Annotated in this window: 24 protein-coding genes; 9 read left to right on the top strand and 15 right to left on the bottom strand. The window is 27.7% G+C overall.

Going from position 1 to position 23,428, the window contains the following annotated elements:
- Nucleotides 1-2 precede the first annotated feature (2 nt).
- The 11 genes from fliW to X274_RS07150 form a co-directional block, all read right to left on the bottom strand.
- Entirely contained in the window at nucleotides 3-983 is a 981-nt protein-coding gene (gene fliW, locus X274_RS12165) for a flagellar assembly protein FliW (RefSeq protein ID WP_197073333.1), read from the bottom strand.
- 14 nt (nucleotides 984-997) lie between these two features.
- A complete protein-coding gene (gene flgL / locus X274_RS07105; protein ID WP_047266133.1) occupies nucleotides 998-1,894 on the bottom strand; it encodes a flagellar hook-associated protein FlgL in 897 nt (298 codons plus the stop codon).
- 4 nt (nucleotides 1,895-1,898) lie between these two features.
- Entirely contained in the window at nucleotides 1,899-4,820 is a 2,922-nt protein-coding gene (gene flgK, locus X274_RS07110; RefSeq protein ID WP_047266134.1) for a flagellar hook-associated protein FlgK, read from the bottom strand.
- 9 nt (nucleotides 4,821-4,829) lie between these two features.
- The gene (gene flgN / locus X274_RS07115) at nucleotides 4,830-5,309 is read right to left on the bottom strand and encodes a flagellar export chaperone FlgN (RefSeq protein ID WP_047266135.1); all 480 of its coding nucleotides are present in this window, start codon (nucleotides 5,307-5,309) and stop codon (nucleotides 4,830-4,832) included.
- A 1-nt stretch (nucleotide 5,310) separates the two neighbouring features.
- Nucleotides 5,311-5,601: a flagellar biosynthesis anti-sigma factor FlgM gene (gene flgM, locus X274_RS07120; RefSeq protein ID WP_052913232.1), complete on the bottom strand. Its 291-nt coding sequence runs from the start codon at nucleotides 5,599-5,601 to the stop codon at nucleotides 5,311-5,313.
- 64 nt (nucleotides 5,602-5,665) lie between these two features.
- Nucleotides 5,666-8,026, bottom strand: a complete 2,361-nt coding sequence (gene pheT, locus X274_RS07125; protein ID WP_047266136.1) for a phenylalanine--tRNA ligase subunit beta — start codon at nucleotides 8,024-8,026, stop codon at nucleotides 5,666-5,668.
- 13 nt (nucleotides 8,027-8,039) lie between these two features.
- Nucleotides 8,040-9,056 (bottom strand): phenylalanine--tRNA ligase subunit alpha, encoded by a 1,017-nt coding sequence (gene pheS, locus X274_RS07130; RefSeq protein ID WP_156166160.1) that lies wholly within the window; start codon nucleotides 9,054-9,056, stop codon nucleotides 8,040-8,042.
- On the bottom strand, nucleotides 9,004-9,834 hold the full coding sequence (locus X274_RS07135; RefSeq protein ID WP_047266137.1) for a hypothetical protein: 831 nt from the start codon (nucleotides 9,832-9,834) through the stop codon (nucleotides 9,004-9,006). The genes pheS and X274_RS07135 overlap by 53 nt, the downstream gene beginning before the upstream one ends.
- A complete protein-coding gene (locus X274_RS07140) occupies nucleotides 9,834-10,421 on the bottom strand; it encodes a hypothetical protein (protein WP_047266138.1) in 588 nt (195 codons plus the stop codon). The genes X274_RS07135 and X274_RS07140 overlap by 1 nt, the downstream gene beginning before the upstream one ends.
- 87 nt (nucleotides 10,422-10,508) lie before the next feature.
- Nucleotides 10,509-11,168 carry a fructose-6-phosphate aldolase gene (gene fsa / locus X274_RS07145; RefSeq protein WP_047266139.1) on the bottom strand — a complete coding sequence of 220 codons (660 nt, stop codon included), beginning with the start codon at nucleotides 11,166-11,168 and terminating at the stop codon, nucleotides 10,509-10,511.
- 74 nt (nucleotides 11,169-11,242) lie between these two features.
- Nucleotides 11,243-12,115: a hypothetical protein gene (locus X274_RS07150; protein ID WP_047266140.1), complete on the bottom strand. Its 873-nt coding sequence runs from the start codon at nucleotides 12,113-12,115 to the stop codon at nucleotides 11,243-11,245.
- Between the two features lie 116 nt (nucleotides 12,116-12,231).
- Here X274_RS07150 and X274_RS07155 point away from each other — a divergent pair, with 116 nt between their 5' ends.
- Nucleotides 12,232-13,644, top strand: coding sequence for an Rne/Rng family ribonuclease (locus X274_RS07155; RefSeq protein WP_052913233.1), 1,413 nt, complete (start codon nucleotides 12,232-12,234; stop codon nucleotides 13,642-13,644).
- Between the two features lie 13 nt (nucleotides 13,645-13,657).
- A complete protein-coding gene (locus X274_RS07160; RefSeq protein WP_047266141.1) occupies nucleotides 13,658-14,524 on the top strand; it encodes a hypothetical protein in 867 nt (288 codons plus the stop codon).
- A gap of 41 nt (nucleotides 14,525-14,565) precedes the next feature.
- Here the strand turns inward: X274_RS07160 and X274_RS07165 are convergent, their stop codons facing one another.
- Nucleotides 14,566-15,336, bottom strand: a complete 771-nt coding sequence (locus X274_RS07165) for an alpha/beta hydrolase (RefSeq protein ID WP_047266142.1) — start codon at nucleotides 15,334-15,336, stop codon at nucleotides 14,566-14,568.
- 182 nt (nucleotides 15,337-15,518) lie between these two features.
- Between X274_RS07165 and X274_RS07170 the strand changes: the two genes are divergently transcribed.
- Nucleotides 15,519-16,715 (top strand): flagellin N-terminal helical domain-containing protein, encoded by a 1,197-nt coding sequence (locus tag X274_RS07170; RefSeq protein ID WP_047266143.1) that lies wholly within the window; start codon nucleotides 15,519-15,521, stop codon nucleotides 16,713-16,715.
- A gap of 175 nt (nucleotides 16,716-16,890) precedes the next feature.
- Here X274_RS07170 and secF read toward each other — a convergent pair whose 3' ends face one another.
- The 3 genes from secF to yajC are packed head-to-tail and all read right to left on the bottom strand — an operon-like array spanning nucleotide 16,891 to nucleotide 19,609.
- On the bottom strand, nucleotides 16,891-17,799 hold the full coding sequence (gene secF, locus X274_RS07175) for a protein translocase subunit SecF (RefSeq protein ID WP_047266144.1): 909 nt from the start codon (nucleotides 17,797-17,799) through the stop codon (nucleotides 16,891-16,893).
- Entirely contained in the window at nucleotides 17,796-19,208 is a 1,413-nt protein-coding gene (gene secD, locus X274_RS07180) for a protein translocase subunit SecD (protein ID WP_047266145.1), read from the bottom strand. Before secD ends, secF begins: the two co-directional genes overlap by 4 nt.
- A gap of 20 nt (nucleotides 19,209-19,228) precedes the next feature.
- On the bottom strand, nucleotides 19,229-19,609 hold the full coding sequence (gene yajC, locus X274_RS07185; RefSeq protein ID WP_047266146.1) for a preprotein translocase subunit YajC: 381 nt from the start codon (nucleotides 19,607-19,609) through the stop codon (nucleotides 19,229-19,231).
- A 144-nt stretch (nucleotides 19,610-19,753) separates the two neighbouring features.
- Here yajC and X274_RS07190 point away from each other — a divergent pair, with 144 nt between their 5' ends.
- The 6 genes from X274_RS07190 to nrdR are packed head-to-tail and all read left to right on the top strand — an operon-like array spanning nucleotide 19,754 to nucleotide 23,424.
- Entirely contained in the window at nucleotides 19,754-20,092 is a 339-nt protein-coding gene (locus tag X274_RS07190; protein WP_047266147.1) for a hypothetical protein, read from the top strand.
- 20 nt (nucleotides 20,093-20,112) lie between these two features.
- Nucleotides 20,113-20,382: a hypothetical protein gene (locus tag X274_RS07195; protein ID WP_047266148.1), complete on the top strand. Its 270-nt coding sequence runs from the start codon at nucleotides 20,113-20,115 to the stop codon at nucleotides 20,380-20,382.
- A gap of 18 nt (nucleotides 20,383-20,400) precedes the next feature.
- Complete coding sequence (gene murI / locus X274_RS07200) at nucleotides 20,401-21,177, top strand: glutamate racemase (RefSeq protein WP_047266149.1); 777 nt, start codon at nucleotides 20,401-20,403, stop codon at nucleotides 21,175-21,177.
- The gene (rapZ, locus tag X274_RS07205) at nucleotides 21,174-22,043 is read left to right on the top strand and encodes an RNase adapter RapZ (protein ID WP_052913234.1); all 870 of its coding nucleotides are present in this window, start codon (nucleotides 21,174-21,176) and stop codon (nucleotides 22,041-22,043) included. Before murI ends, rapZ begins: the two co-directional genes overlap by 4 nt.
- A gap of 5 nt (nucleotides 22,044-22,048) precedes the next feature.
- On the top strand, nucleotides 22,049-22,969 hold the full coding sequence (whiA, locus tag X274_RS07210; protein ID WP_047266151.1) for a DNA-binding protein WhiA: 921 nt from the start codon (nucleotides 22,049-22,051) through the stop codon (nucleotides 22,967-22,969).
- Nucleotides 22,966-23,424 carry a transcriptional regulator NrdR gene (gene nrdR, locus X274_RS07215; RefSeq protein ID WP_047266152.1) on the top strand — a complete coding sequence of 153 codons (459 nt, stop codon included), beginning with the start codon at nucleotides 22,966-22,968 and terminating at the stop codon, nucleotides 23,422-23,424. Before whiA ends, nrdR begins: the two co-directional genes overlap by 4 nt.
- Nucleotides 23,425-23,428: the final 4 nt, after the last annotated feature.

Here is a 23,428-nt window from a genome sequence, read left to right on the forward strand (position 1 = left end):
AATCATGCACCCCTTTCATTATCAGGTGCTTGTTTTTTGATAATTTCATTGCTTCTTTCTATTTCTTCTTTTACATTATGTTTTAGATGATATAGTTCGTTATCCAAAATAATTTGAATACCTTTGTTGTTTACTTTAGATATTACTATAGGTGCTTTTAGATTTACGGTAATATTATCAGGGTCTCCATGAGGAATTGTCATTATTGAAAAGATTTTAACATCTTCTGGATTATTTATATTTAAATATTCGACTAAGTCTTTTGATAATTCAAATGAATAATCCGCTCTAACCAGTATTGGATCTATTATAGGGAAGGTTATATCAGGATTTTCCAATGAAATTAACCATTGTATAGGAAATGTATCCTTTGAAAAATAAACATAGAACTCCTTTAAATTTTCAAACCCTGGAATTCCATTTTCAAAGGTGATTATTTCATCATCAGAAATTTCCAATTCACCAAATTTGGTATTGAATTTTTTTGTTTTTTTAGATATTCTGGAAACTTCTTTTATCTGTCTTTCAAGAATTTGCTGACTTATTATAATTTCATCTCGTATAACATGTTTCAAAGATAATTCCTCATTGTCTAAAATATATTGTATTCCTTTATTTGTTTTTTTAGAAATAATTAAAGGTGCTTTTAGATTTACAGTAGCGTTTTCCGGATTTTCATGAGGTATTGTCATTATTGCAAAAACTGCGGCATCATTTATATTTTCTATATCTAATTTTTTAGCTATTTCAATAGGAAGTTGAACCTGATAGTCTATTTTTATTAATTTAGGTTCAATAATAGGAAAAGATACAAGTTCATCTTCTAAAGATAATAACCACATTATAGGATATGTTTCTGGAAAGGTAAATATAACAAATTTTTTCAAATTTTCAAATCCGGGAATACCATCTTCAAAATAAATGATTTCATCATCTTCTACCTCAATTTCACCAATTCGAGTATTATATGTTTTTAATGCCACTTTTGATCTCCTCCCTATCTAATAAAGTCCACAAGGGACTGTGGTAATATTTGTGCAGTTGTTTTTAATGCTGCCTGCAAAGTTGTTTGTTCCAGAGATAAATCACTTAATGCTTTTGGTAAATCTGTTCCTATTAATTCGTTTATAATATCTGTATTGTTGTCTACAACCTTTTCAAATCTATTTTTCATAGATTCCAGCATATTATCAACACTTCCTACTCTGGCAAGATTGGCATTTACTTTATTCAGTATATTATCAAGTGATCCAAGATCGCGTTCTATATCATCATTATTTCCTTTTTCTACGGAATTTATAAGTCTATCCAATATACCAAATACAGTTTCACCCGAATCTGTTTTAAAAACATCATAAACTGTTACGCCATATTCTATGTCTATATGTTCAATAGGAAGTTTGGCTCTTATATTCGCTTCCTGAGGAGTATTAATGACTACACTTTCATTTTCTTTTCTAACAGGAGGAACATTAGTTTTTGCACCACCGAAAATATACTTTCCTCCAATTTGTGTATTGGCGAGTTTATAAAGATGTTCTTTTAATTGTTTTAATTCAAGAGCAATATGATTTCTATCTTCAACAGTTTGCGTGTCATTGGCAGCCTGAACGGTTAATTCTTTTATACGATGATTGACATTTTGCATTTCCTGTAATGCTGTATCGTAATAAACAAGTACTGAACGTGTGTTTTTTATATCATCTATGTATTCATTTAGTAATCTATTTCGACTCATTAAATAACTCGATTTTCCAGCTTTTGTTGGATCATCGGATGGTCTATTTACAGTTTTACCTGTACTTATTTGCTCACTTAATTCTTCTCTTCTTATATAAGAATTCCTTATATTTTTTAAAGCATTATTTGCTATCATGCTTTGAGTAATTCTCATAAAATCACCTCATCAATCCATTAATTATTCTGTCTAGCATTCCGTCAACAACATTAATTACTTTAGCTGCAGCATTAAAAGCCTGTTGATATTTTATCATATTTGTCATTTCTTCATCCAGAGAAACACCTTTTACGCTCTCACGTTGATTTAAAAATTCTGTTCTTAAACTATCGCTATTTATTTCCATTCTTTTAGCTTTTTCTCCTGATAATCCAACATCTGTTATCATATCTGAAATATAATCATCAAAATCATGTCTTCCATCTGAAAAAATCTTTACGCTTTTTAATAAATATCCATCTTCCCAGAGAGTTGATGAATGCTCACCTGATGGAATAACGGTATCGATATCACCATCATTATCTGAATCTATTCTTTTACCTAAATCCATAGCCAGCATATCAGGATTGTTCAATAAATAATCTTTAACCTTTAGGTTTTTAGCCATATCCACACCATTGCCCAAAATGAATTTAGACGTGTATTTTAATTTATCTTCAAGCGTATTAGTACTGAAATCTGGGTTTAGTAAGGTGAAGTTTTCTGAATAATCCTGTGAATTTTCATGTTTCCATAATCCAAGCAATTCGAATAATCTTTCGGGACCCTTAATTTCTGCATTTTTTAAATCATAATTAAGTGTTTTATCCGCTTTTAAAACAAATCTTCCACCCGGTGTATAAAATGCCAGAACACCTGTATTTGTATTGTTTATTTTTTCTGTTAAACTCTGTAAAGAGTCTCTATGAAAATCTATTTGAACCTTTTTTCCCTGAATAGAAATAAAAGAACCAAAATCAAGAAAATTCATTCTCCATTTTAAATTTTTATCAGATTTTAGAGTCAATTTAGCACTTTGAGTATCTGTTGCCCATCCCTGAGATACTAATTTATTTGCTGCAGAATTTTCGTCATAATAGAAATTTTCTAACTTTATTGAATTTGAACCTATTTTTATTTCTATACTATCAATGTTGTTCCAGCTAAACGTATTGCCATCAGCACCAGGTAATATTTCGAATTCTTCTCCATTTTGTATTATCTGAAATTCATTATTTGTGCCTATAGTGCTATTGTTTAAAGAGTTTTTTTGTATAGTAGTTGCGAATTGTGGAGTAGAATCTTTATAATTTATTGTTATATTTACATTATCTGTCGGTTGATAAGAGGATAAATCAAAACTTTTTGTTTTATATGCATATAAGCCAAATGAATTTTTAAGAGAATTTTGAGATGCATCCAGTACAGATAAATCAACTGAATTGGAATTCATTTCATGTAGCATTCCATTTGGATCGTCTATAATCACATTTTTCATATCTGTATAAGCTTTATCTGTTGGTACTATATATAATTCGTTATTTCTAACAAAAGCTCTTACCAGTTTTAATCCACCATCAGTATTACCATCACCATCAGAATCTGTGTTTATCCTTTGAGCTATATCGTTTAATGAAGTTACGCCTGTTAAATCAAGAGTTTCAGAATAATTTCCCGGTCCTTTAAATGTCATTATTCCCTGAGTATTTGATGTTGGGATATCTGTCCATTTTAAAGCTTCAATATCTTTCGTCGGAAGTCCCAGTTGTTTGAAAACATTTCTATTAAAATCTATTATTAACCTATTATCGAGAGAGGCTCCTCCTTCATTTGAAAAAGTTAATAATCCACCATTTTGAGTGCTATATTTGTAATTAAAATCGGCTCTGAATTTATTTCCGGTATTTAAACTATCAAGGGTTTCTCCACTATTTATTGTAGCTGTATAATCAGTATTATCTTCAAACCCATTTTCTATATTTATTAACTCACCAGAGCCAATATCGAAATTAACCTTTATGTTGTTTATTGTATTTTGATTAAATTTAATATAGCTATCAACATAATTTTTAGGCTCTCCGCTTAACAGAATATTTCCCGCTATTCTTCTTAATTTATCTGTACTAAGATTTCCTGATTGTATTTCTTCAAAAAAATTCATACCTTTTATTGTTCCAGTTAAATCATAACCTTCTTCATGTATTAGATTTAATGTATCATAAAAAGTTGCCGCTAATTCATTTAATCTATTTAATTGACTGTTTATAACGTTATCTCTTAATTCGAATGTAGCTCCTAATGTTCCGCTTTTTACATCTATTTTCCCATTATCCACAAAAATATAATTTTTATCGTTAATTTCTTTAATTTTTAATTTTTTATATATACTTCCATTCAGTATTTCATGATTTTTTAGAAAAATATTTATTTGTCCATCCTTTTTCTCTTTAAAGGTAAAGTTTAGCTTTTCTGATAAATCATCAAGCAATTTATCTCTTTTATCAAGTAAATCATTAGCTTCTATATTTTGTGCTTTTAATTCTTTTATTTGACTATTTAAATTGGATAATTCTTTGAGTTTTGAATTTATTTCTTTTGTTATAGTATTAATATCATTATTTAAATTTTGTTGAATATTTTCTATATCTGAGTATAAACTATTCATTTTATTTGATAATTCCTGAGCTTTATATATAAGTTCTCTTTTATTTTCCGGAACTGTTGGTTCGGATAATATTTTATGAATTGATCCCCAGAATTCATCAAATGATTTTCTAAATCCATCTTCTGAAGGCTCGTTATAAAGAGATTGTATATAATTTAAATTTGAATTCATTGTTTTCCAATATCCATAGTCACTATTGTATTTTCTATATTGAACATCAAGAAATTTATCCCGTATTCTTTCTATTGATTCTATTTTAGAGCCTGTTCCAAGCTCAAATCCACCATAATTAATGGTGGTATTTGTAGAAATATTAACCTGTCTTCTTGAGTAGTCAGGATTGTTCACGTTGGCAATATTTTGTGATACAACATTCATAGCTCTTTTATTTGAGAAAATTCCCGACATTCCTGTGTGTAAAGTATTAAATAATGACATAAAACCACCTCAACCCTGCCAATTAGCCCCGCTATTTGGTATTAGATTCTTATATCCACCATTTTTGTTATAAACGGGTATATTATTAGGTTCTTTATATAATTTTATTAATATATCGTTGTATTCCAGTTTGGTCTTTAATAATTCTTTTAACGTTTCATTTGTGCTGGAAATATCAAGAAGAATTTCAGACATTTTCTTTAGTTCATCTGATACTTCTCTGTCTGTTTTAGAAAAAAAATCAATAAATGCATTTAAAGTGTTTTTTAAATTGTACATTTTTGATGTTTCTTCAAATATTCTAATTCTTTGTTTTTCTAATTTTGATAATTCCAGAGACTTTTCGCTTATCTTAGATAAATGGTAATTCAATGATTTAACATCTTCATTATTTAAAATCCCATTTTTTAATTTTTCCATAAAATAAAAAAGATCCACGAGGATATTCAACTCCTCGTGGATTATTTGTTTTATATTAATATCTGGCATATTAGTACCCTCCAAGCATTTTTTCAGCTATTTTATCAGCGTCTATTTTATATAATCCCTTCTCAATGGCCTGGCGCAACTCATCCACGAGGTTTTCCCTTATTTCAGGGATATCATTCCTGGCCATTTCTATATATTTTTTTGAAGAGCCGTCAACTGATACCTTTACAGGAGAATTATCCTGTTTTATTATTCTACTTTCATTGGAGGTTTTCCCTATTTTATTTTCTCTTTTTATCGTTTCGTTTTTTACATATTGCTGATATACGCTGTTCAGTTTATTTATATCCATAATTACACCTCCGAAATAATCCTGGTCATAATATATATCGTCGAAAAAATGCCAGATATTAATATTAAATTCTTACTTGAATATTCAATTTATCATGTAATTCCTCTATTGTTTTTTTAGCAATTACATTTACTTCATCGTCTGTTAGAGTTCTATCTTTAGCTCTGTATGTAACAGTTATTGTTAAACTTAATTTTCCTTCATCTATATTTTTCCCCTTATATATATCAAAAATTTTAATTTCCTCAACTAATTTTTTTCCAGTTTTTAATATAATATTTTTTATGTCTAAAAAAGTAATTTTATTGTCAATTAATATTGAGTAATCTCTTCGCATGGATGGATATTCAGTTAATACAACCTTATTTTTTTTCATATGTTTGAATTTATATAATTTTTCTATATCTATTTCTGAAATATAAACAGGTTGATTTATATCATATATATCTTTAGCTATATCGTTGTCAATTTTTCCAATAAACCCAATATATTCACCCTTAATATAAATATTTGCACTTTGTGAATAAGACAAACCTTCTATATTCTCTCTTTTAAATTCAGCTTCAATTCCAAAATATTCGAATAAATTATCCAGAGAACCTTTAAATGTATAAAAAGAAATATATCTTTTATCGGTATAATCATAAGGATTTTCTTCTCCGATAGCAATAAAAGCCAGTTTTTCAACTTCTTTTACACCAGTTTCGCTACTTTCATCTTTTAAGAAGTTTTTTCCTATTTCAAATAATTTAATATTTCTATTTTGGTTTCTGAAATTGTAAGATGCGGATTCTAAAATACCATATACGAGTAAAGATCGCATAGTTCCTAATTCTGAGGATATTGGATTTTTTAAAAATACTTCTCCTTTTTTTAACCACATTCTTGAGTTGTCCATAAATGCGAATGTGAAAGCTTCATTAAAACCATTTAATCTCATTATTTCTGATAATTTTTCTCTGAAGTGTATATAATTTGAAACTCCACCAACTAAATTATTAATTGGTAGTTGCGATGGAATATTGTGGTATCCATAAATTCTTCCTATTTCTTCAACAAGGTCTATTTCTTCTGTAATATCAGGTCTTTTTGTTGGAATAGTTACATTAAAACCTTTATTATCTTTTTCTGAATCAAATCCCAATCTATTCAAAATATTGTTTATATCTTCATCAGCAATAGAAATCCCTAATCTTTCTTCAAGATAGTTTTTTCTTATGTATACTTTCTTTTTATTTATTTTTTCAGGATATATATCTGTCATAACTGATTTTACTTCCCCATTAGCTAATTTTTGAATTAGATAAGCTAATCGTCCCATCACAAATTCTGTATCATTTGTATCTACGCCTCTTTCAAATCTATACGAAGAATCAGATGATATTTTATGATACCTTGCGCTTTTTCTTATATTTACAGGATCAAAATAAGCAACTTCCAATAAAATTCTTTTTGTATTTTCATTAATACCTGAATCTTGACCTCCCATTATTCCACCTAGTGCCAATATTTTTTCACCATCAGTAATCAAAGTTTCTGTTCCATTCATTTCGTATTCTTTTTCATCAAGTAATATAATTTTTTCACCTTTATTTGCTTTTCTAACAATGATTTTTTCACCTATTAAATCTAAATCAAATGCGTGTACGGGATGTCCTGTTTCAAGCAAAACATAATTGGTTATATCAACTATATTGTTAATACTTCTAATACCAGCTGTTGTTAATTTTTTTACCAGCCATGAGGGTGATGGTTTCACTTCAACATTTTCCATAACTAATGCAGCATACCTTTTACATCCATCATATTCGATATGTACAGGAAACCCATTCCCTTTTTCCAAATTTAAAATTTCTGGATATCCAAAATTTTTTGCTACATTTATAGCTATAAATTCATTAGCAACACCAAAATAGGACAACAAATCTGGTCTATTTGGAAAAACTTCTATATCTATTATATCATCTTTTAATTTCAAATAATTTATAAAATCTGTTCCCGGTTCTATGTTTTCAGGTATTTTATAAACATATTCAGATTTTTCTTCTAAACCTAATTCTTCTAAAGAACACATCATCCCTTCAGACATTATACCTCTCATTTTCCTTGATTTAATTTTAAAATTTCCTGCCAGTATAGCACCATCTATAGCTACAGGTACTAAATCATTTACCTTTACTGATTTATCAGCTGTTAATATTTGCAATAATTTATCTCCAACATCTACTTTACAAATTATTATTCTATCAGCATTTGGATGATTTTCAATTTCTAAAACTTTTCCAACAATTACTCCTTTAATGCCGTTACCTAATGTTTCAACACCTTCAACATTTGTAGAATGTAACTTGATTTTATCTACCAGTTCATTGGTATCAACCGTTAAATCTATATATTCAGAAAGCCAATTTCTTGATATTTTCACTGCAAATTCCTCCTTATAATCCTAAAAATCTCATATCATTTCTATAAAATTCTCTCATATCAGAAATTCCGTGTTTTAGCATTGCGATTCTTTCTACTCCCGTTCCAAAAGCAAATCCCTGCCATTGTTCAGGATCATAACCTACATTTTTTAATACATTTGGATGAACAAGTCCTGCTCCTAAAATTTCTATCCAGCCTGTACCTTTACATACATTACACCCTTTTCCTCCACAGAACATACAATCCACATCTACTTCATATCCGGGTTCTACGAAAGGGAAATAACTTGGTCTTAATAATACTTTTCTCGAACCACCAAAATACATAGTTAAAAATCTCTCTAATGTAGCCTTTAAATGCCCTACCGTTACATTTTTATCAATATATAAGCCTTCTACCTGATTAAATGCCGGAGAATGTGTAGCATCAGGCTCATCTTTTCTATAAACTCTTCCAGGAGAAATTATTGCTAATGGTGGTTTTTGAGATAACATAGTTCTAACCTGAACAGGAGAAGTATGTGTTCTTAAAATTATATTGTCCTCTATATAAAAGGTATCCTGCATATCTCTTGCAGGGTGCCATTCTGGCGTATTCAATGCATCAAAATTATGCCATGTTGTTTCAATTTCAGGTCCTTCTACAATTTTATATCCCATTGCAGAGAAAATATCATAAATTTCCCTTATTGTTTGCTTTAGTATATGTTCATATCCAATTTTTCTTTTAGCGCCTGGTAATGTAATATCTACCCAATTTTTCATTTCTTCTTCTTCTTTTATTTTGTTTTTTAAATCTAAAAATGCATTATTCAATAATTCTTCAGCCTCTTTTTTTATACTATTTACAAAAGCGCCGAATTCTTTTCTTTTCTCCTTTTCAATTTTAGATATTTGTTTCATTAAGTTTGAAATTTCACCTTTTTTACCTAAAAATCTAGATTTTAATACCTGAAATTCCTGAATATTAGAAATGTCATTTAATTTTTCTTTCAATTCCTCTAAAATCTTTTCTTTTATTTCGTTCAATTTCGGCAGCCTCCCTGGTTATAAAAATTGATATATAGTTGAAAATGAAATTAATTAAAAGAGTTAAAAATAAAATTATCAAATATATCTTATTTGAAATAATTATATTATCAAAATTAATTATTCCAAATACAATATACATAAATAGATTTAAATATATATTTTCAAATATAGAAACTATGAATATAGCACTTAAAGCATATATTAAACTGGATAAAAATATATTATAATTAGAAAAAAAGAAAAAAATTGGTATCAAATATAGTATAATTGCAGATAAGAAAATTAAAAATCTTATAGAAATTTCTTTATAATAATGCAAAAAAAATAATTTTAAATTATTTTTGTCAAAAAGCGAAAACATCCATCCGCTAAAAAATATTACAGAGTAAAATACACTTCTTAATATTTTTATATAATAATCATATATATCTGGAAATTTTAAATTCTTTTTTTCTATAAAATAGGGTTTTACTATTTTATTAAGTTTTATTGAGATATCATATAAAAATGATTTTATATCTTTTAGAATTAAATCAAAATACTCATTATCTTTTGGTAAATATACTTTTAAAATATCATCTTCCAAAACTAAAACAGCTTTAGCTTGCTGTGGAAAAGTTTTTGAGAACATCAAATTTTTATTTTCAATAGGAAAAGAGCCATAATAAAAATATGGCTCATTTTGAAAAATATAATTAAACATCATTTGTGATAGTGAAAGAAAAATAATAAACGATAAAAATAAAGAGATAAATATACTTATTTTTGTTTTCATTATTCCCTCACATTCAATATTCTTTTTTTAAAAATTATAGGAATATATTTTCCATCAATTTCTTCTATACTATTAAATGTTTCTAAATTATCAAGTCTTTTAATATAAATACCATCTTCAAAATCTATAGGATTTCCATTTTCATCAATAACTTTATCACAAATTGCTTCCAATAAATCTTTGGAATTAGTAATAATTAAAATATTTTCATCAGACAATTTATTTTCTATGTATCTGGATATTTCCGATATAGTATCAATTTTTAAATCTTTTTTGTCAACAGAAATAATTGTTATTTTTCTACTGTCTTGCTTATTTTTTAATAATTGAAGTATATCTTTTTCTTTCCATAATTCCAGAGAAATAATATGAAAAATTCTTCTACTAAAATATGAAAGTTCTTCAGCATTCATTCCTTCCAGAATATACTCGTCAGTATATTTTTTAGGTTTAATAATTATTTTTATTAAATTATTAATTGTGTTAGTAATTCTCTCTGTATAAATACCTATTTTTTCTCCGCTAAGTAATTCTATATCTGGAAATTCAATTTTGGAATTTTTAATTTTAAGCATAATATCAGACATAATACGCCATCTCCGTTAAATTGGTATGAAATTTAAAAAATTATAAATTCCAATACCTTTAAATCTTGTATTAAATAAATTTTTTAATTATTTATGTTTTAATTCTAGATATTTCTTCCAATCTTCGTTAAATCTTTTTATTCCTTTGTCTGTTAAAGGGTGGAAAAATAATTTTTCTAATACATTAAAAGGAATAGTAGCAACATCACATCCCATTTTTGCTACTTCAACAACATGATATGGATGTCTGATACTTGCAGCAATGATTTGTGTATCAAAATCATAATTATAATAGATTTGAATAATTTCTTCTATTAAATCAAGTCCCTGATTTCCAACATCATCAATTCTACCAATAAACGGACTAACATATGTAGCCCCTGCTTTTGCGGCTAATAAAGCTTGAAGTGGGCTGAAAACAAGAGTTACATTTGTTTTTATGTTTTCGGAAGATAAAGTTTTAACAGCTTTTATACCGTCCTGTGTCATTGGTATTTTTACAACAACATATTCACTTAATGAAGCTAAATGTCTTGCTTCTTTTACCATATTTTTATAATCCATTGACGTCACTTCAGCACTAACAGGCCCTTTTACAACATTACAAATTTCTTTTACCCTTGTTTCAAAATCTATATTACCTTCTTTTGAAACTAAGGTTGGGTTTGTAGTAACTCCATCAATAATACCCCAATTCATTGCAATCTTTATTTGTTCAATATTTGCAGTATCCAAAAAAAACTTCATAATATCGCCTCCATATATAAATCTTGTTTATTAATATTATATCATAAAAAAACAAATGAGGCAATTTAATTGCCTCATTTTGCTTTTGATAGATTTATTTTAACATTTCTTATCCATAAATTTGCTGTTAAAGTTTTATAAGGATCACTGCCAAAAGTCCAGAAGATTATTCTAATGTATTTTACATCTTTATTATCAGTTATATCTTTAATATTAAAAGAGATATGAAAATCGCTATTATTAGTTAAAGGCATAGGATTTATCCAAACATGCTCTTTAAATGGATATTGAGATGAACTCCAAACAAAAGAAAATTTATCGATATTTTTTTTATCTTTATTTAAAAATGAAAAAATAATCCCTGCAGCGCTGTATGTTTTTTCTGGTAAAACCTTACTTTTCGTTACCAATCCCGCTATTTCAGAAGAAAAATCTACGAAAGAATTAATTCCATATGGTAATTCGAAATCTTTATATAATGTGTTTTCTGAATACCCCGTTTTATGGATTTTATACCAGATTGTGTTGTTTAGTGTATCTAAGCCCATATAGTTTGTACCTTCTTGTCTTCCTCCAATTTTCCAATATTTGAAATCTTTAGGCATAAAATATTTAAATAGGTGAGATTTTTCAAATAATTTAAGAGTAGTTTTTGTTTTAATAAAATTTCCATCAACAATTATTTCATCCGAAGATTTTATGTTCATATTACCTTCTTTTTGATACATTGAATTTATTGAATCTTTTATTCCATCTTTTATAATTATGATTCTTTTGTCTGAAATTTCCTGAATCTCTTTTTCCGGTGAAAAATATTTAAGTTCGTATCCAGTTTGGTTGGAGTTTGATGAGCCTTTATATACCATATTTCCTATGACATAATATGTTTCAGAAAAAATGAAACCAGATAGCAGTAATATAAGAAATAATACAAAATCCTTTTTCATATGCACCCCTCCTTGGAAAGTTCTCATTATCTTATCGTCTATTATATAAAAATATTTAATTTTAAAAAAAATTTTGTGATATAATATAATGAAAAAAATTTTATGTGGGTGATATTGTGAAAAAATCTCTTGTATTTAGCACATATTCTGAAGAAATACGCGTGGCAGTGCTGGAAGATAATAAATTAATGGAAATATTTTTCGAGGATTTAGAAGCTGGAAAATTATCCGGAAAGATTTTTTTAGGTAGAATTGAAAATGTAGTTCCTGCTTTAGAGTCTTTTTTTGTTAATATAGGAACTAAAAAAAATGGTTTTTTAAGATTTAAGGATACAACAATTGATCCGAATTCTCTACGAAGAGGTTCTTTCATTATTGTACAGGTAAAAAAAGATGGAAATTCCAGAAAAGGTCCTCAATTAACTATGAGAATAGATATACCAGGAAGATATATTGTATATATGCCGTTTGGCGAAAATAGCATAGGCATTTCAAAAAAAATATATTCATCAAATGAAAAAGATAGACTGAGAGAAATTGGAGAAATATTAATCGAAACAGAAAGGGAAGGGATAATATTTAGAACAAATTGTGAAAATGTGGATTTTGAAACTATAAAAAATGAATTTATTAATTTGAAAAAGATATGGAAAGATATACTTAAAAATGCAAAAAAATATAATAAACCCAGATTATTATATGAAGATGAAGACTTTATTCAGTATATATTGAGGGAAAAACTCAATAACAATACATATGAAATAATAACTGATGATATTAAATTATTTAAAGAATTTAATAATTTAAAAAATGAATATTTTAATTTGAAAGTTAGAAAAGTTGATATAGATGCATTTGCATGGGCGGATATTTATAATCAATTGGATGATCTTTTTTCGCGGAAAATTGAACTTCCAAGTGGTGGCATTATTACTATTGATAAAACAGAGGCTCTTACAGTGTTTGATGTTGATTCAGCAGGTAATGTTTTAGAAAAAAATGTTGAAAATACTTCATTTAAGACGAATTTGGAAGCTGCAAAAGAAATCGCGAGACAACTTAGACTTAGAAATATAGCAGGTATAATACTTATTGATTTTATAGATATGAAAGATAGTTATCATAAAGAAGAAATAATAAATATATTTAGAGAAGAAACATTAAAAGATAAAGCGAGAATTTCTATTTCTGGATTTACCAGATTAGGATTATTAGAGCTATCCAGAAAGAGAACCACTCCTTCTATAGATGCTTTGTTATTTACTCAATGTCCAGTTTGTCAGGGAACAGGTAAAATTGCATCTCCAAGAATTGTTTTTAGAAAAGCTCTGAAGGAGTTAGAGGAATCGTTATATGACCTGAAAAAGAAACATAATATAAAAGAAGTTTATATAAGTGTATATCATAATCTTTCCGGATATTTTACCAAAGAAAAGAAAAAAGAAATAGAAAAAAAATTTAATATAATTTTAGATATTGATTTTAATTGGAATGATCCTAATTCGTATAACATCAGATACAGAAAATAATGGAGGAATTTTTATGAGAATTCAATTTCAGATAAAAGAAAAAATGATTCCCATATTCGAAATAGAAAAAAATCATGATATATTAATTGTAGGTGGAATTGAAATATTTATAAAAAGTATTCTGAATATTCCCCATATATCTTTAGTTGTGAATGGAATTGGAACTAAAATAGCTATTCATTTAAAAAAAATAGGTTTGTATCCAGTAATTTTTGACTTTTTGGGGAATGATGAATTTTTAGAATTAATAAACAGATATTTTGAACAAAATGAAATAAATCTTTTTTTTTCAAGGCAACCTTATGGAACTAAACGAGTTTTAAAAATTTTAGATAAAGGTGAAGAATTGGTATATAAAGATTTTAGAAATATAGAAAAATTGGATTACAATTCTTCTATAAATATACTTGCTGATATATATAAAGAAGTAAAGAGTGTTTATTTAATATTGCAAAATTGGGATACAAATATAGTCAGAAATATTAAATTAATGGGTAAATTTTTATTTCTTGATTTTGAAGAAAGCTTGATTGTTCCAGAAAAAAAAGAAATATTTGGAGACTTTATTTTTACAAATGAAAATATAAAACTTACAGATAATATACATTATTTATATAAAGTAACATTTAAAAAAGATGGAAAAATAAAATTTGAATTTTCAGAAGAATCATGGGAAATTATACCTTTTTCACAAAAAAAAGAATTTTTGTTTGAAGCAAAATGTGCATTTAAAAGTATTGTTATCAGTTCTCTTTTTGATGGTAAATCATTAAAAGATGTTTTGCTTTTAGGAAATATTGCTTATTCATATGCCTTAGAAAATAAGGGGAAAATGATTTCAAAAATACAATTATTTGAAGAATATTATAAATTAAAATAAGAGGGAAATCCCTCTTATTTTAAATAAATTTTAAATAAATTTTAAATAAAAAATTTAATTACTTCATCAGCTACTTTTTCCTTTTCAACATCATCTACAACAACATGACCGCTTTCTTCAAGAATTATTGTCTTTACAATATCAGAATTTATATTGTTTTTTATTATATCTTTAACCTTTAATGGAACAGTATTGTCTTTTTTTGAGACAATTATTAAAGTGTCACTTTTTACTTTATTCATCCTCTTTTTAGCTAACTTTTGTAATTTATACAAATCAGCACCTTTCGGAGGAAAATTGTAAGTCCAATATTCTTTAGCTAATTTTTTCAGACAATCATCATTATATAATTCTCTTTTTTTTCTTTTGATTTTTTTTGTGAAAAATTTTAATATTGGAGTTAACTTTAATCTCCAATCTGTAGCTTCTATCGCTGGGGCTGCCAACACTATTTTTTCTGGACTAAATTGTGAAGCCAATAATAGGGTTAATACTCCCCCCATGGATAATCCCAAAACATACACTTTTTTATATGTTGTTTTTAATTCAATATATGAATCAACTACTCGCCTTAACCAATCTCTCCATGTACTATTGAGGAAATCAGTTGAATTTGTCCCATGTCCTGGTAATCTTGGAATATATACAGTATACCCGGCTTTATTTAATCTTTTTCCAATATATTGCATATTATGAGGCGAACCGGTAAAACCGTGTATTATTAACACCGCTATATCGCTACCTTTTAAAAATACAGAATTAAAGTTAGAACATAAAATTTCAGTATCTTTAGATATATTATCCAGAAACATAAAACACCCCCATTCTCAACACTTTGTATTTATTATACCATTTTTCTAAAGTTTTTAAAATAATGAACGATATATAAATTGAAAGGATTTGATTATTTTTAATTAATAATTAAAGTATATAAAAAAACAGTCGAAATAAATAATGGTTGAAAACAAATAATATTTCACATGGAGGTGGAATTATGAGGATTTATCACAACATGGAAGCTTTAAACGCATGGAGAACGCTTAACACTGTTAAAGGTGAGATGGGGAAATCTTTAGAAAAACTTTCCTCAGGTTTGAGAATTAACAGAGCAGCAGATGATGCAGCAGGATTGGCAATTTCGGAAAAAATGAGAAATCAGATTAAAGGTCTTGACACAGCAGTTAGAAATGCTCAAGATGCAATTTCGATGATTCAAACAGCAGAAGGTGGAATGGATGAAATACATTCTATATTAAAGCGTATGAGAGAGCTTGCTGTTCAATCATCAACAGATACAAACACAGATGCAGACAGAGTTCAACTGCAAAATGAATTCACAGAATTAAGAGATGAAATCAACAGAATAGCAAAGACAACACAATTTAACACAAAGAATTTATTGGATGGTTCATTAAAAGAAACAAGAGATGCAGAAGCTAAATTAGTATCTCCAGGTTCAGCTCATTTTTCAACAAGTCTTGAATCAACTACTTATACTGATGCTAATATTATTATTGAAGTGGGACAATTTAGTGGTGGGGCTAGTTCAGATATTGACATTAAATTAACAATAATTACTGCTGGCGGGAAGAGTACTTCTCTTGTTACAAGCGCGGCAGGAAAAGCTGCTAATAGTGTAGTTCTTAATGTTGGAGCCGGTAGTGTTAAAATTTCTTGGGATGGAAATCAGTTAGCCGACATTAGTGATTATGGTGGAACTTTAGCAAGTGGTACAAAAGTTGATGGTGGAGCTGTTGCAGTGTTTGGAGCTGTTACTGCAGGTTCTAGTGGTGTAAATCCATTAAATTATCATATAGGAGCAAATGAAGGACAGGTTATAAATCTTGGTTTTGAAAGTATGAAGGCAGATGATATTGGTATTACATCAGCAGTTAAAATAGATTCTCAAAGTAATGCTGAGTTTGCAATAAGTGCTATAGATGCTGCGGTATATAAAGTATCTGCATTTAGATCTAAGTTAGGTGCTGCACAGAACAGGCTTGAACATACAATTAAGAACTTAGGTGTAGCTTCTGAAAACTTAACTGCTGCAGAATCAAGAATTAGAGACGCAGATATGGCAAAGGTTATGGCAGATTATACAAGACAACAAATACTTATGCAATCTGGTACTGCAATGTTATCTCAGGCAAATCAGTTACCTCAACAGGTATTACAATTATTAAGATAATATAAAATAAAAAGAGGGCTATGCCCTCTTTTTATTAATTGACAATGTATAATAAAAAAGATTCTTCTACTACAAAAATAAGGTATGTTAAAGAATTGATTTTATATTTATTATTATCTTTACTAATTATTTTTTGAAAAAATAATAAAAATTCCCTCAAAAGAGGGAATTTTTATTAATAAACTTTTGTCTTTTTTATCCAGCCAATAACAATTGGACTTGCAATATAAAGTGAGGAATAAGTTCCAACAACAACACCCACAGCTAAACCGAAAGCAAATGGAGCTATGGCTTTTCCACCCCAGATTAAAATTGGCAATACTACAAGAAATGTTGTAAATGATGTATTAATTGATCTAACTATAACTTCATTGATACTGGTATTAACAATTTCTTCTATACTTTTCTTGCCTCTTAATTTTTTCATATTTTCTCTTATTTTATCATATACAACTATAGTATCATTTAATGAATATCCAGCAAGAGTCAAAAATGCTGCAATAGCCGCTACATTTATTTCAATATTAAATATAGAGTAAAATCCCATTGTAATTATTATGTCATGAGCTAAAGCTAAGATAGCACCAACACCAAATGAAAATTTAAACCTTAATGTAATATAAGCTAATAATAAAACTAATGAAATAATAACAGCATACCATGCATATGATTTTATTTCTTCAGCAGCATAACCTGAAACATCGTTAAATTCTAAAAAGTTTATTTTTATATTTTTTTCAGAAAATTTTTCTTTCATTGAATTAATTAAATTTTCTTTTAAAGCAGTTGATCCGGATAACGATTCTTTTAAAACAACAGAATATTGAAATAATTTAGAATTTTCAACATTCAAATTTTTAAGTTTTGCAATTTTTGCTGTTGCATAATCGGATTTTATAGAGCTCAATATATTTCTAATTTCATTTATACTTACTTCTTTATCTGAAGAAATTACAAATTCTGTTCCGCCTGCAAAATCAACACCAAGATTAAAACCTTTTGTAAAAACAAAAATCAAGCTTGTAATTACCAACAATAATGAAAGTAATATAAAAAATTTTCTTTTACCTACAAAATCGATCATTTTTTCCCCTCCTCAACAGCCACTTTTTGATATTTTTTAACATTGACTAGATGACTTGTGGACTCAAGAATAGCTCTTGATACAACTAAATTTGTAAACATACTTCCTAAAACACCTATAATCAATGTTATTGCAAAACCTCTTACTGTACCTGTTGCGAAGTAATATAATACAACACCCGCTAATACGGTTGTCAGATTTGCATCAAAAAGTGTCCAGAAGGCTTTATCAAAACCAAATCTAACGGCTGTTAAAGGAGGCCTACCATGTCTTAATTCTTCTTTTATCCTTTCATAAATAATAACATTACCATCAACCGTTGTACCAAAAGTTAAAATAATACCAGCTAGACCAGGTAAGGTTAAAATCGCATGTGTTCCCGCCAATACTCCAAGAAGTAAAGTTGAATTAAATAATAATGCAATATCTGCTACTACACCCATCCAACCATAGAAAATAATCATATAAATCATAACAACAACCAATCCTAACAAGCCGGCTTTTACAATAGTTTCAACAACATCTCTTCCTAAAGTTGGTCCTGTTGTTCTTTCCTGGAATTTAACCAGATCGACAGGTAAATTACCAGCTTTGATTAATGCAGCAACATTTCGTGCTTCTTCGATAGTTTGAATACCAGTTATTTCAGCTGCGCTACTTGTGATTTTTTGATTAACTGTTGGAGCGATAATAACTCTATTGTCTAAAATAATAGCTAATCTTTTTCCAATCAAATTACCAGTTATTAATTCGAATTTTTTACTTCCCTGTGAGCTAAACCTAAGATTAACTAAAAATCCTTTTTCCCTTGTGTTTATATCAGCATTAGCATCTATTACTTCTGTTCCTGTAAATTCAAAAGGTTCTTTACCGAAAGTAAAATATTTTTTTACTTTATACCATGTTGTTTCATCATACATATCTCTGACATAATCATATAAAGGTTCATTTTTTCCATTTATAACCACATATTTATTTCTTTTAACTTCTGGTTTTATATCGGATGTTTGTATATCAACGACTTCTGCGAAAAAGAGTTTTCCTCTACTTCCGATTAATTTTTCGGCAGTTTCAATATCTGTAATTCCAGGTATTTCGACACGAACTCTGATTTTATTTCCACTAACAATTTTTGATACAACTGCTTCAGTGTATCCTGCAGCATCTAATCTTTTTCTCAATACAAGAATAACATTATCTATAATTTCATTTGGATCTGTACCTTCATCAAGTTTCATATTATATTCCAACATACTACCGCCTTTGATATCCAGGCCAAGCTTAATGTTCGAAAAGAACTTAAAAATTCCAGTATTTTCACTTGCAGTTTTTGATGGCCAAAAAAATAGCAATAATGCGGTTAGTATAACTACTACAGAAATAATTACTCTAACTTTGTGTGCTTTCACAAAACCAACCCCCTTGAATATTACTTTTTATTTTCTTCTTTGTTGGATTTAGATAAAATAGCAACTATTGAACTTTTGGTAATATCCAACTCTGTTTTATCAGCAGTTCTAATTCTGACAAAATCATTATTAATATTCACTATTTTTCCTATAATCCCTGATTGTGTTAAGATTTTATCATCCTTTTTTAGTTTTGAGAGCATATCTCTATGCTTTTTTTCCTGCCTTTTTTGTGGCATTATTATTAAAAAATACATTAAACCAAAAATTAATACAAACGGAAATAATATTCCAAAAATACCTCCTGAAGCTGTTGTTGCAGCGCTTCCTGTAGTGGTTTGAGGAGCTGCCGCTTCAGGTGGACCAAAAAATAAAAAATTTGTTATACTATAAAAATTCATAATAACTTCACCTCCGAATAAAATTTTTCTTAGAATATTATAACACAGATTCGTGATTTATGGAAATTTTTATGATATAATAAAGAGGGAAATTTAATATTTTTGTGGAAAAAAATATTGAATAACGATCAAGGGGGTATGAATATGGAACTTTTAAAAGAACTTGAAAACATTATAAACAATTTAACTGAGAAGTACAACAGACTCAAAGAAGAAAAAGAGGCTTTAAAAAAAGAAAATGAAGAATTGTATGCAGAATATGAAAATCTTTCAAGAGAAAGAGATGCATTAAAAAACCAACTTGAAGAATTAAAGAAAAACGAAGAAGATATGGAAAAATATATCAAGGATATCAATTATAAATTAAAAGAAATCCTTGGCGAAGACAATTCTTCTGAAGGAAATTTATTTGAAACTCAAGAAGAATCTATTAGTAACGAATCTGTTACTGAAACATATTCGCAAGAAGAACCTAAATGGTGATTTTCAGGTGGTGAAGTTTTATGGGAGACAAGGGACAAAAACATATATATTTTGATTTAATGGGAAAAAAATACGATTTTATTACAGATGAACCTGAAGAAATTGTAAATGAAATTTTAGAAAACATAAAAAAGAATGTTGAAGATATATATTCTAAAATGAACAATCCTGATCTTGTTCATATCCTGTTGTTTTTATTATTAAATGAAAATCTGGAAAAATTAGAATTAAAAAACGGATTAAAAGATTTAATAGATAAAGTCTCTTTTGTCTCCCATAATAAAGTGTAGTTTGGTGGTGTGTAAATTATGAAAATAGGTTTTTTCGATTCAGGTATAGGTGGATTAACCGTATTGAAAAAGGTGGTCAAGACCTTTAAAGGCCACCAGTATTTTTATTTCGGGGATACCATGAATGTACCTTATGGCTCGAAACCAATAAAAAAAATTGTATCAATTTTGAAAAGTCTATTTCGATTTTACGATGAGCTCGGAATAGACATTGTTGTTGCTGCATGCAATACTTCTGATTCAATAATTTTAAGAAATTATATAGATATGTCTGTTTATAAATTCAAATATATCAGTATATTGGAAAATGCTGTTCAACAGATAAATGTGAATGAAAGGGTTTTACTATTGGCTACCGAGAACACCGTTAAAACAGGAACTTATAGAGAACTTTTAGCTTCTAAAAGAGTGAAATTAAGTGAAATAGCCTGTCCTTTATTTGTACCGTTGATTGAAGAAGGAATATGGCACGGACCAATAGCAGAATCAATTGTAAACTTTTATTTGAGGAAACAAAAAAAATATGACAAAATTATTCTGGGTTGCACTCATTATCCGATTTTGGAAAAACATATAAAAAAAGCGGTAAAAGGTGAGATAGTAGACCCTGCTAACGGAATTGTGGATTCATTAAAAAATTATATACCAATTAATGAATCATCTCCAGAAATTACTTTTTTTGTTTCAGGTAATTTACCCAAATTCATATATAATTCAGAAAGAATTTTACGTAAGAATTATAAAGTTAAATATTTATCTCTTGCTTTTGATGAAAGTGAAGTGGTTTTATGGTGAAGAAAAGAAAAATTTTATTAATTACAGGGTTATCTGGAGCTGGAAAAACGACAATATTAAAGATTTTAGAAGATATTAACTTTTATACTATAGATAATATTCCACCGCATTTAATTAAAGAATTTCTAATTATGATTTTAAAAAGTTCAGATATAGAAAATATTGCTTTTGTTAGTGATATTAGATGGAAAGATCCGAAAAGATTAAAAGATGAAATAATAAAGATTAGAAAGACATTTAAAAAAGGAGATAATGAATTTAAAGTTATGTTTTTAGATTCTTCTGTAGAAACTATAAAGATTAGATTTTTGAAATCAAGACGTTCCCATCCTTTACAAAATGAAAATAATTCTTTGGAAAAAGCTATAGATAAAGAAGTTGAATTAATGACACCTATAAAGGAAATTTCAGATATTATTATAGATACTACAAATCTTGAACCTTTAAAATTCAGAGAAAAAATTTTTGAAATTTTAGAAGAAAATAAAGAAAATGACACAAAAATAAAAATAATTAGTTTTGGTTTTAAATATTCTGTTCCAAATGATTTAGATTATTTGTTTGATGTAAGGTTTTTACCCAATCCTTATTATATAAAAGAATTATTTATTCAAACTGGAAAAGATAAAGATATTATAAACTATTTAGAGCATTTTGAAGAATCAAAGGATACTGTAAAATCCATCTTTGAGTTGATATTAAAAATTCAAAAATGGTATTCATCAACAGGTAGAGTTTCTATTAATATTGGAATAGGTTGTACAGGTGGTCGTCATAGATCTGTTTATGTAGCAGAAAAGATTTATACCTTGCTAAAAGATAATAATCTAAATGTATCTATTTTTCATAGAGATATTGACAGGTGATAGAAATGTCAGTTTTTTCAGAAAATGTTAAATTAGAATTGGTTAATACAAAAATTGATTATCCTGAAATAGAATTATTTGGTTTTATAAAAGGAAAGGGAAGTTTTGTTATAAATGGAGATCAACATTTTTTAAAATTATCTGTTTCATCAATGAATACTCTGAAAAGGGTATATAAGATTTCTAAAGAATTATTTGAGGAATGGATAACAACTTATATAAAAATTGAAAAAAGGTTAAAATTAGGAAGAATGGGAGAACTTTATTTTAATTTAATGCATGCAAAAATAGTTTTTGAAGAAAAAAATATAGATATTTTTTCTGATGATATCCCGAAATATATTTATAATGACCCATATTTATTTGGTATTTTTATGCGAGGCTTGTTTTTGAGTTGTGGGTCGGTTTCAATTACCAAAAATTACCATTTTGAAATTTTTTCTGATTTTACGGATTTTTTTGCGCAAAAAATAATAAAAAATTTACATAATCTTATAGGAATTAAAGCCAATTATATAACAAAAAATAATAAAATAAAAATATACATAAAATCTTCCAGAGATATTTTAAATGTGCTTGAATTAATTGGAGCTCATGATTCTGTGGAAAAAATATCAAATATTATAAAAGTTCGCGAATTGAAAAGTAATGTGTCGCGGACGTTTAATTTTATTTCTGCAAATGCAACTAAAACTGCAGAAAGTGCTTCAAAACAAATTGAAAGTATTAATATCCTTTTAGAAAATGGATTGTTTGATGAGTTGCCAGATGAATTGAAACAAATAGCATTATACAGATTGGAAAATGAAAGTGATAGTTTAAGCGAAATGGCTGAATCGTTGAATATATCAAAATCTTCGTTATATTATAAAATAAAAAAATTGGAAAAATTAGCCAATAATATAAAAAGAGGTGGATATTCATGAAATGTCCATATTGTGGGCACGATGAAACGAGAGTATTGGATTCAAGAACAATTGCTGAAGGTACTGTGACTCGAAGAAGACGGGAATGTTTGAAATGTGGTAGTAGATTTACAACATATGAAAGATACGAAATGCATAAAATTTTTGTTATTAAAAAAAATGGTCAAAGAGAAATATTCGACAGACAAAAAGTATTAAATGGATTAATTAAAGCCTGCCATAAAAGAGCTATAAGTTATGAGCAAATTGAAAATCTGGTTGCAGAAATCGAAGAGATTGTGAGAAAAATGGGAACTTCAGAAATAGAAAGCAGAAAAATAGGTGATATAATTATGAATAAATTAAAAGAGCTTGATCATGTTGCCTATGTTAGATTTGCTTCAGTATATAAAGAATTCGGAGATTTAAACCATTTTATAAAAATAATAAATGATTTAAAGAAAAAAGAAAATTGAAGAA

The organism is Marinitoga sp. 1155, assembly GCF_001021175.1.
Lineage (GTDB): Bacteria > Thermotogota > Thermotogae > Petrotogales > Petrotogaceae > Marinitoga.

Coding starts and splice junctions, on each gene's coding strand:
- flgL (WP_047266133.1), bottom strand. CDS start 1,894: ATGAGAATTACTCAAAGCATGATAGCAAATAATGCTTTAAAAAATATA.
- flgK (WP_047266134.1), bottom strand. CDS start 4,820: ATGTCATTATTTAATACTTTACACACAGGAATGTCGGGAATTTTCTCA.
- flgN (WP_047266135.1), bottom strand. CDS start 5,309: ATGCCAGATATTAATATAAAACAAATAATCCACGAGGAGTTGAATATC.
- flgM (WP_052913232.1), bottom strand. CDS start 5,601: ATGGATATAAATAAACTGAACAGCGTATATCAGCAATATGTAAAAAAC.
- X274_RS07135 (WP_047266137.1), bottom strand. CDS start 9,834: ATGAAAACAAAAATAAGTATATTTATCTCTTTATTTTTATCGTTTATT.
- X274_RS07140 (WP_047266138.1), bottom strand. CDS start 10,421: ATGTCTGATATTATGCTTAAAATTAAAAATTCCAAAATTGAATTTCCA.
- fsa (WP_047266139.1), bottom strand. CDS start 11,168: ATGAAGTTTTTTTTGGATACTGCAAATATTGAACAAATAAAGATTGCA.
- X274_RS07150 (WP_047266140.1), bottom strand. CDS start 12,115: ATGAAAAAGGATTTTGTATTATTTCTTATATTACTGCTATCTGGTTTC.
- X274_RS07160 (WP_047266141.1), top strand. CDS start 13,658: ATGAGAATTCAATTTCAGATAAAAGAAAAAATGATTCCCATATTCGAA.
- X274_RS07165 (WP_047266142.1), bottom strand. CDS start 15,336: ATGTTTCTGGATAATATATCTAAAGATACTGAAATTTTATGTTCTAAC.
- X274_RS07170 (WP_047266143.1), top strand. CDS start 15,519: ATGAGGATTTATCACAACATGGAAGCTTTAAACGCATGGAGAACGCTT.
- secF (WP_047266144.1), bottom strand. CDS start 17,799: ATGATCGATTTTGTAGGTAAAAGAAAATTTTTTATATTACTTTCATTA.
- yajC (WP_047266146.1), bottom strand. CDS start 19,609: ATGAATTTTTATAGTATAACAAATTTTTTATTTTTTGGTCCACCTGAA.
- X274_RS07190 (WP_047266147.1), top strand. CDS start 19,754: ATGGAACTTTTAAAAGAACTTGAAAACATTATAAACAATTTAACTGAG.
- X274_RS07195 (WP_047266148.1), top strand. CDS start 20,113: ATGGGAGACAAGGGACAAAAACATATATATTTTGATTTAATGGGAAAA.
- murI (WP_047266149.1), top strand. CDS start 20,401: ATGAAAATAGGTTTTTTCGATTCAGGTATAGGTGGATTAACCGTATTG.
- whiA (WP_047266151.1), top strand. CDS start 22,049: ATGTCAGTTTTTTCAGAAAATGTTAAATTAGAATTGGTTAATACAAAA.
- nrdR (WP_047266152.1), top strand. CDS start 22,966: ATGAAATGTCCATATTGTGGGCACGATGAAACGAGAGTATTGGATTCA.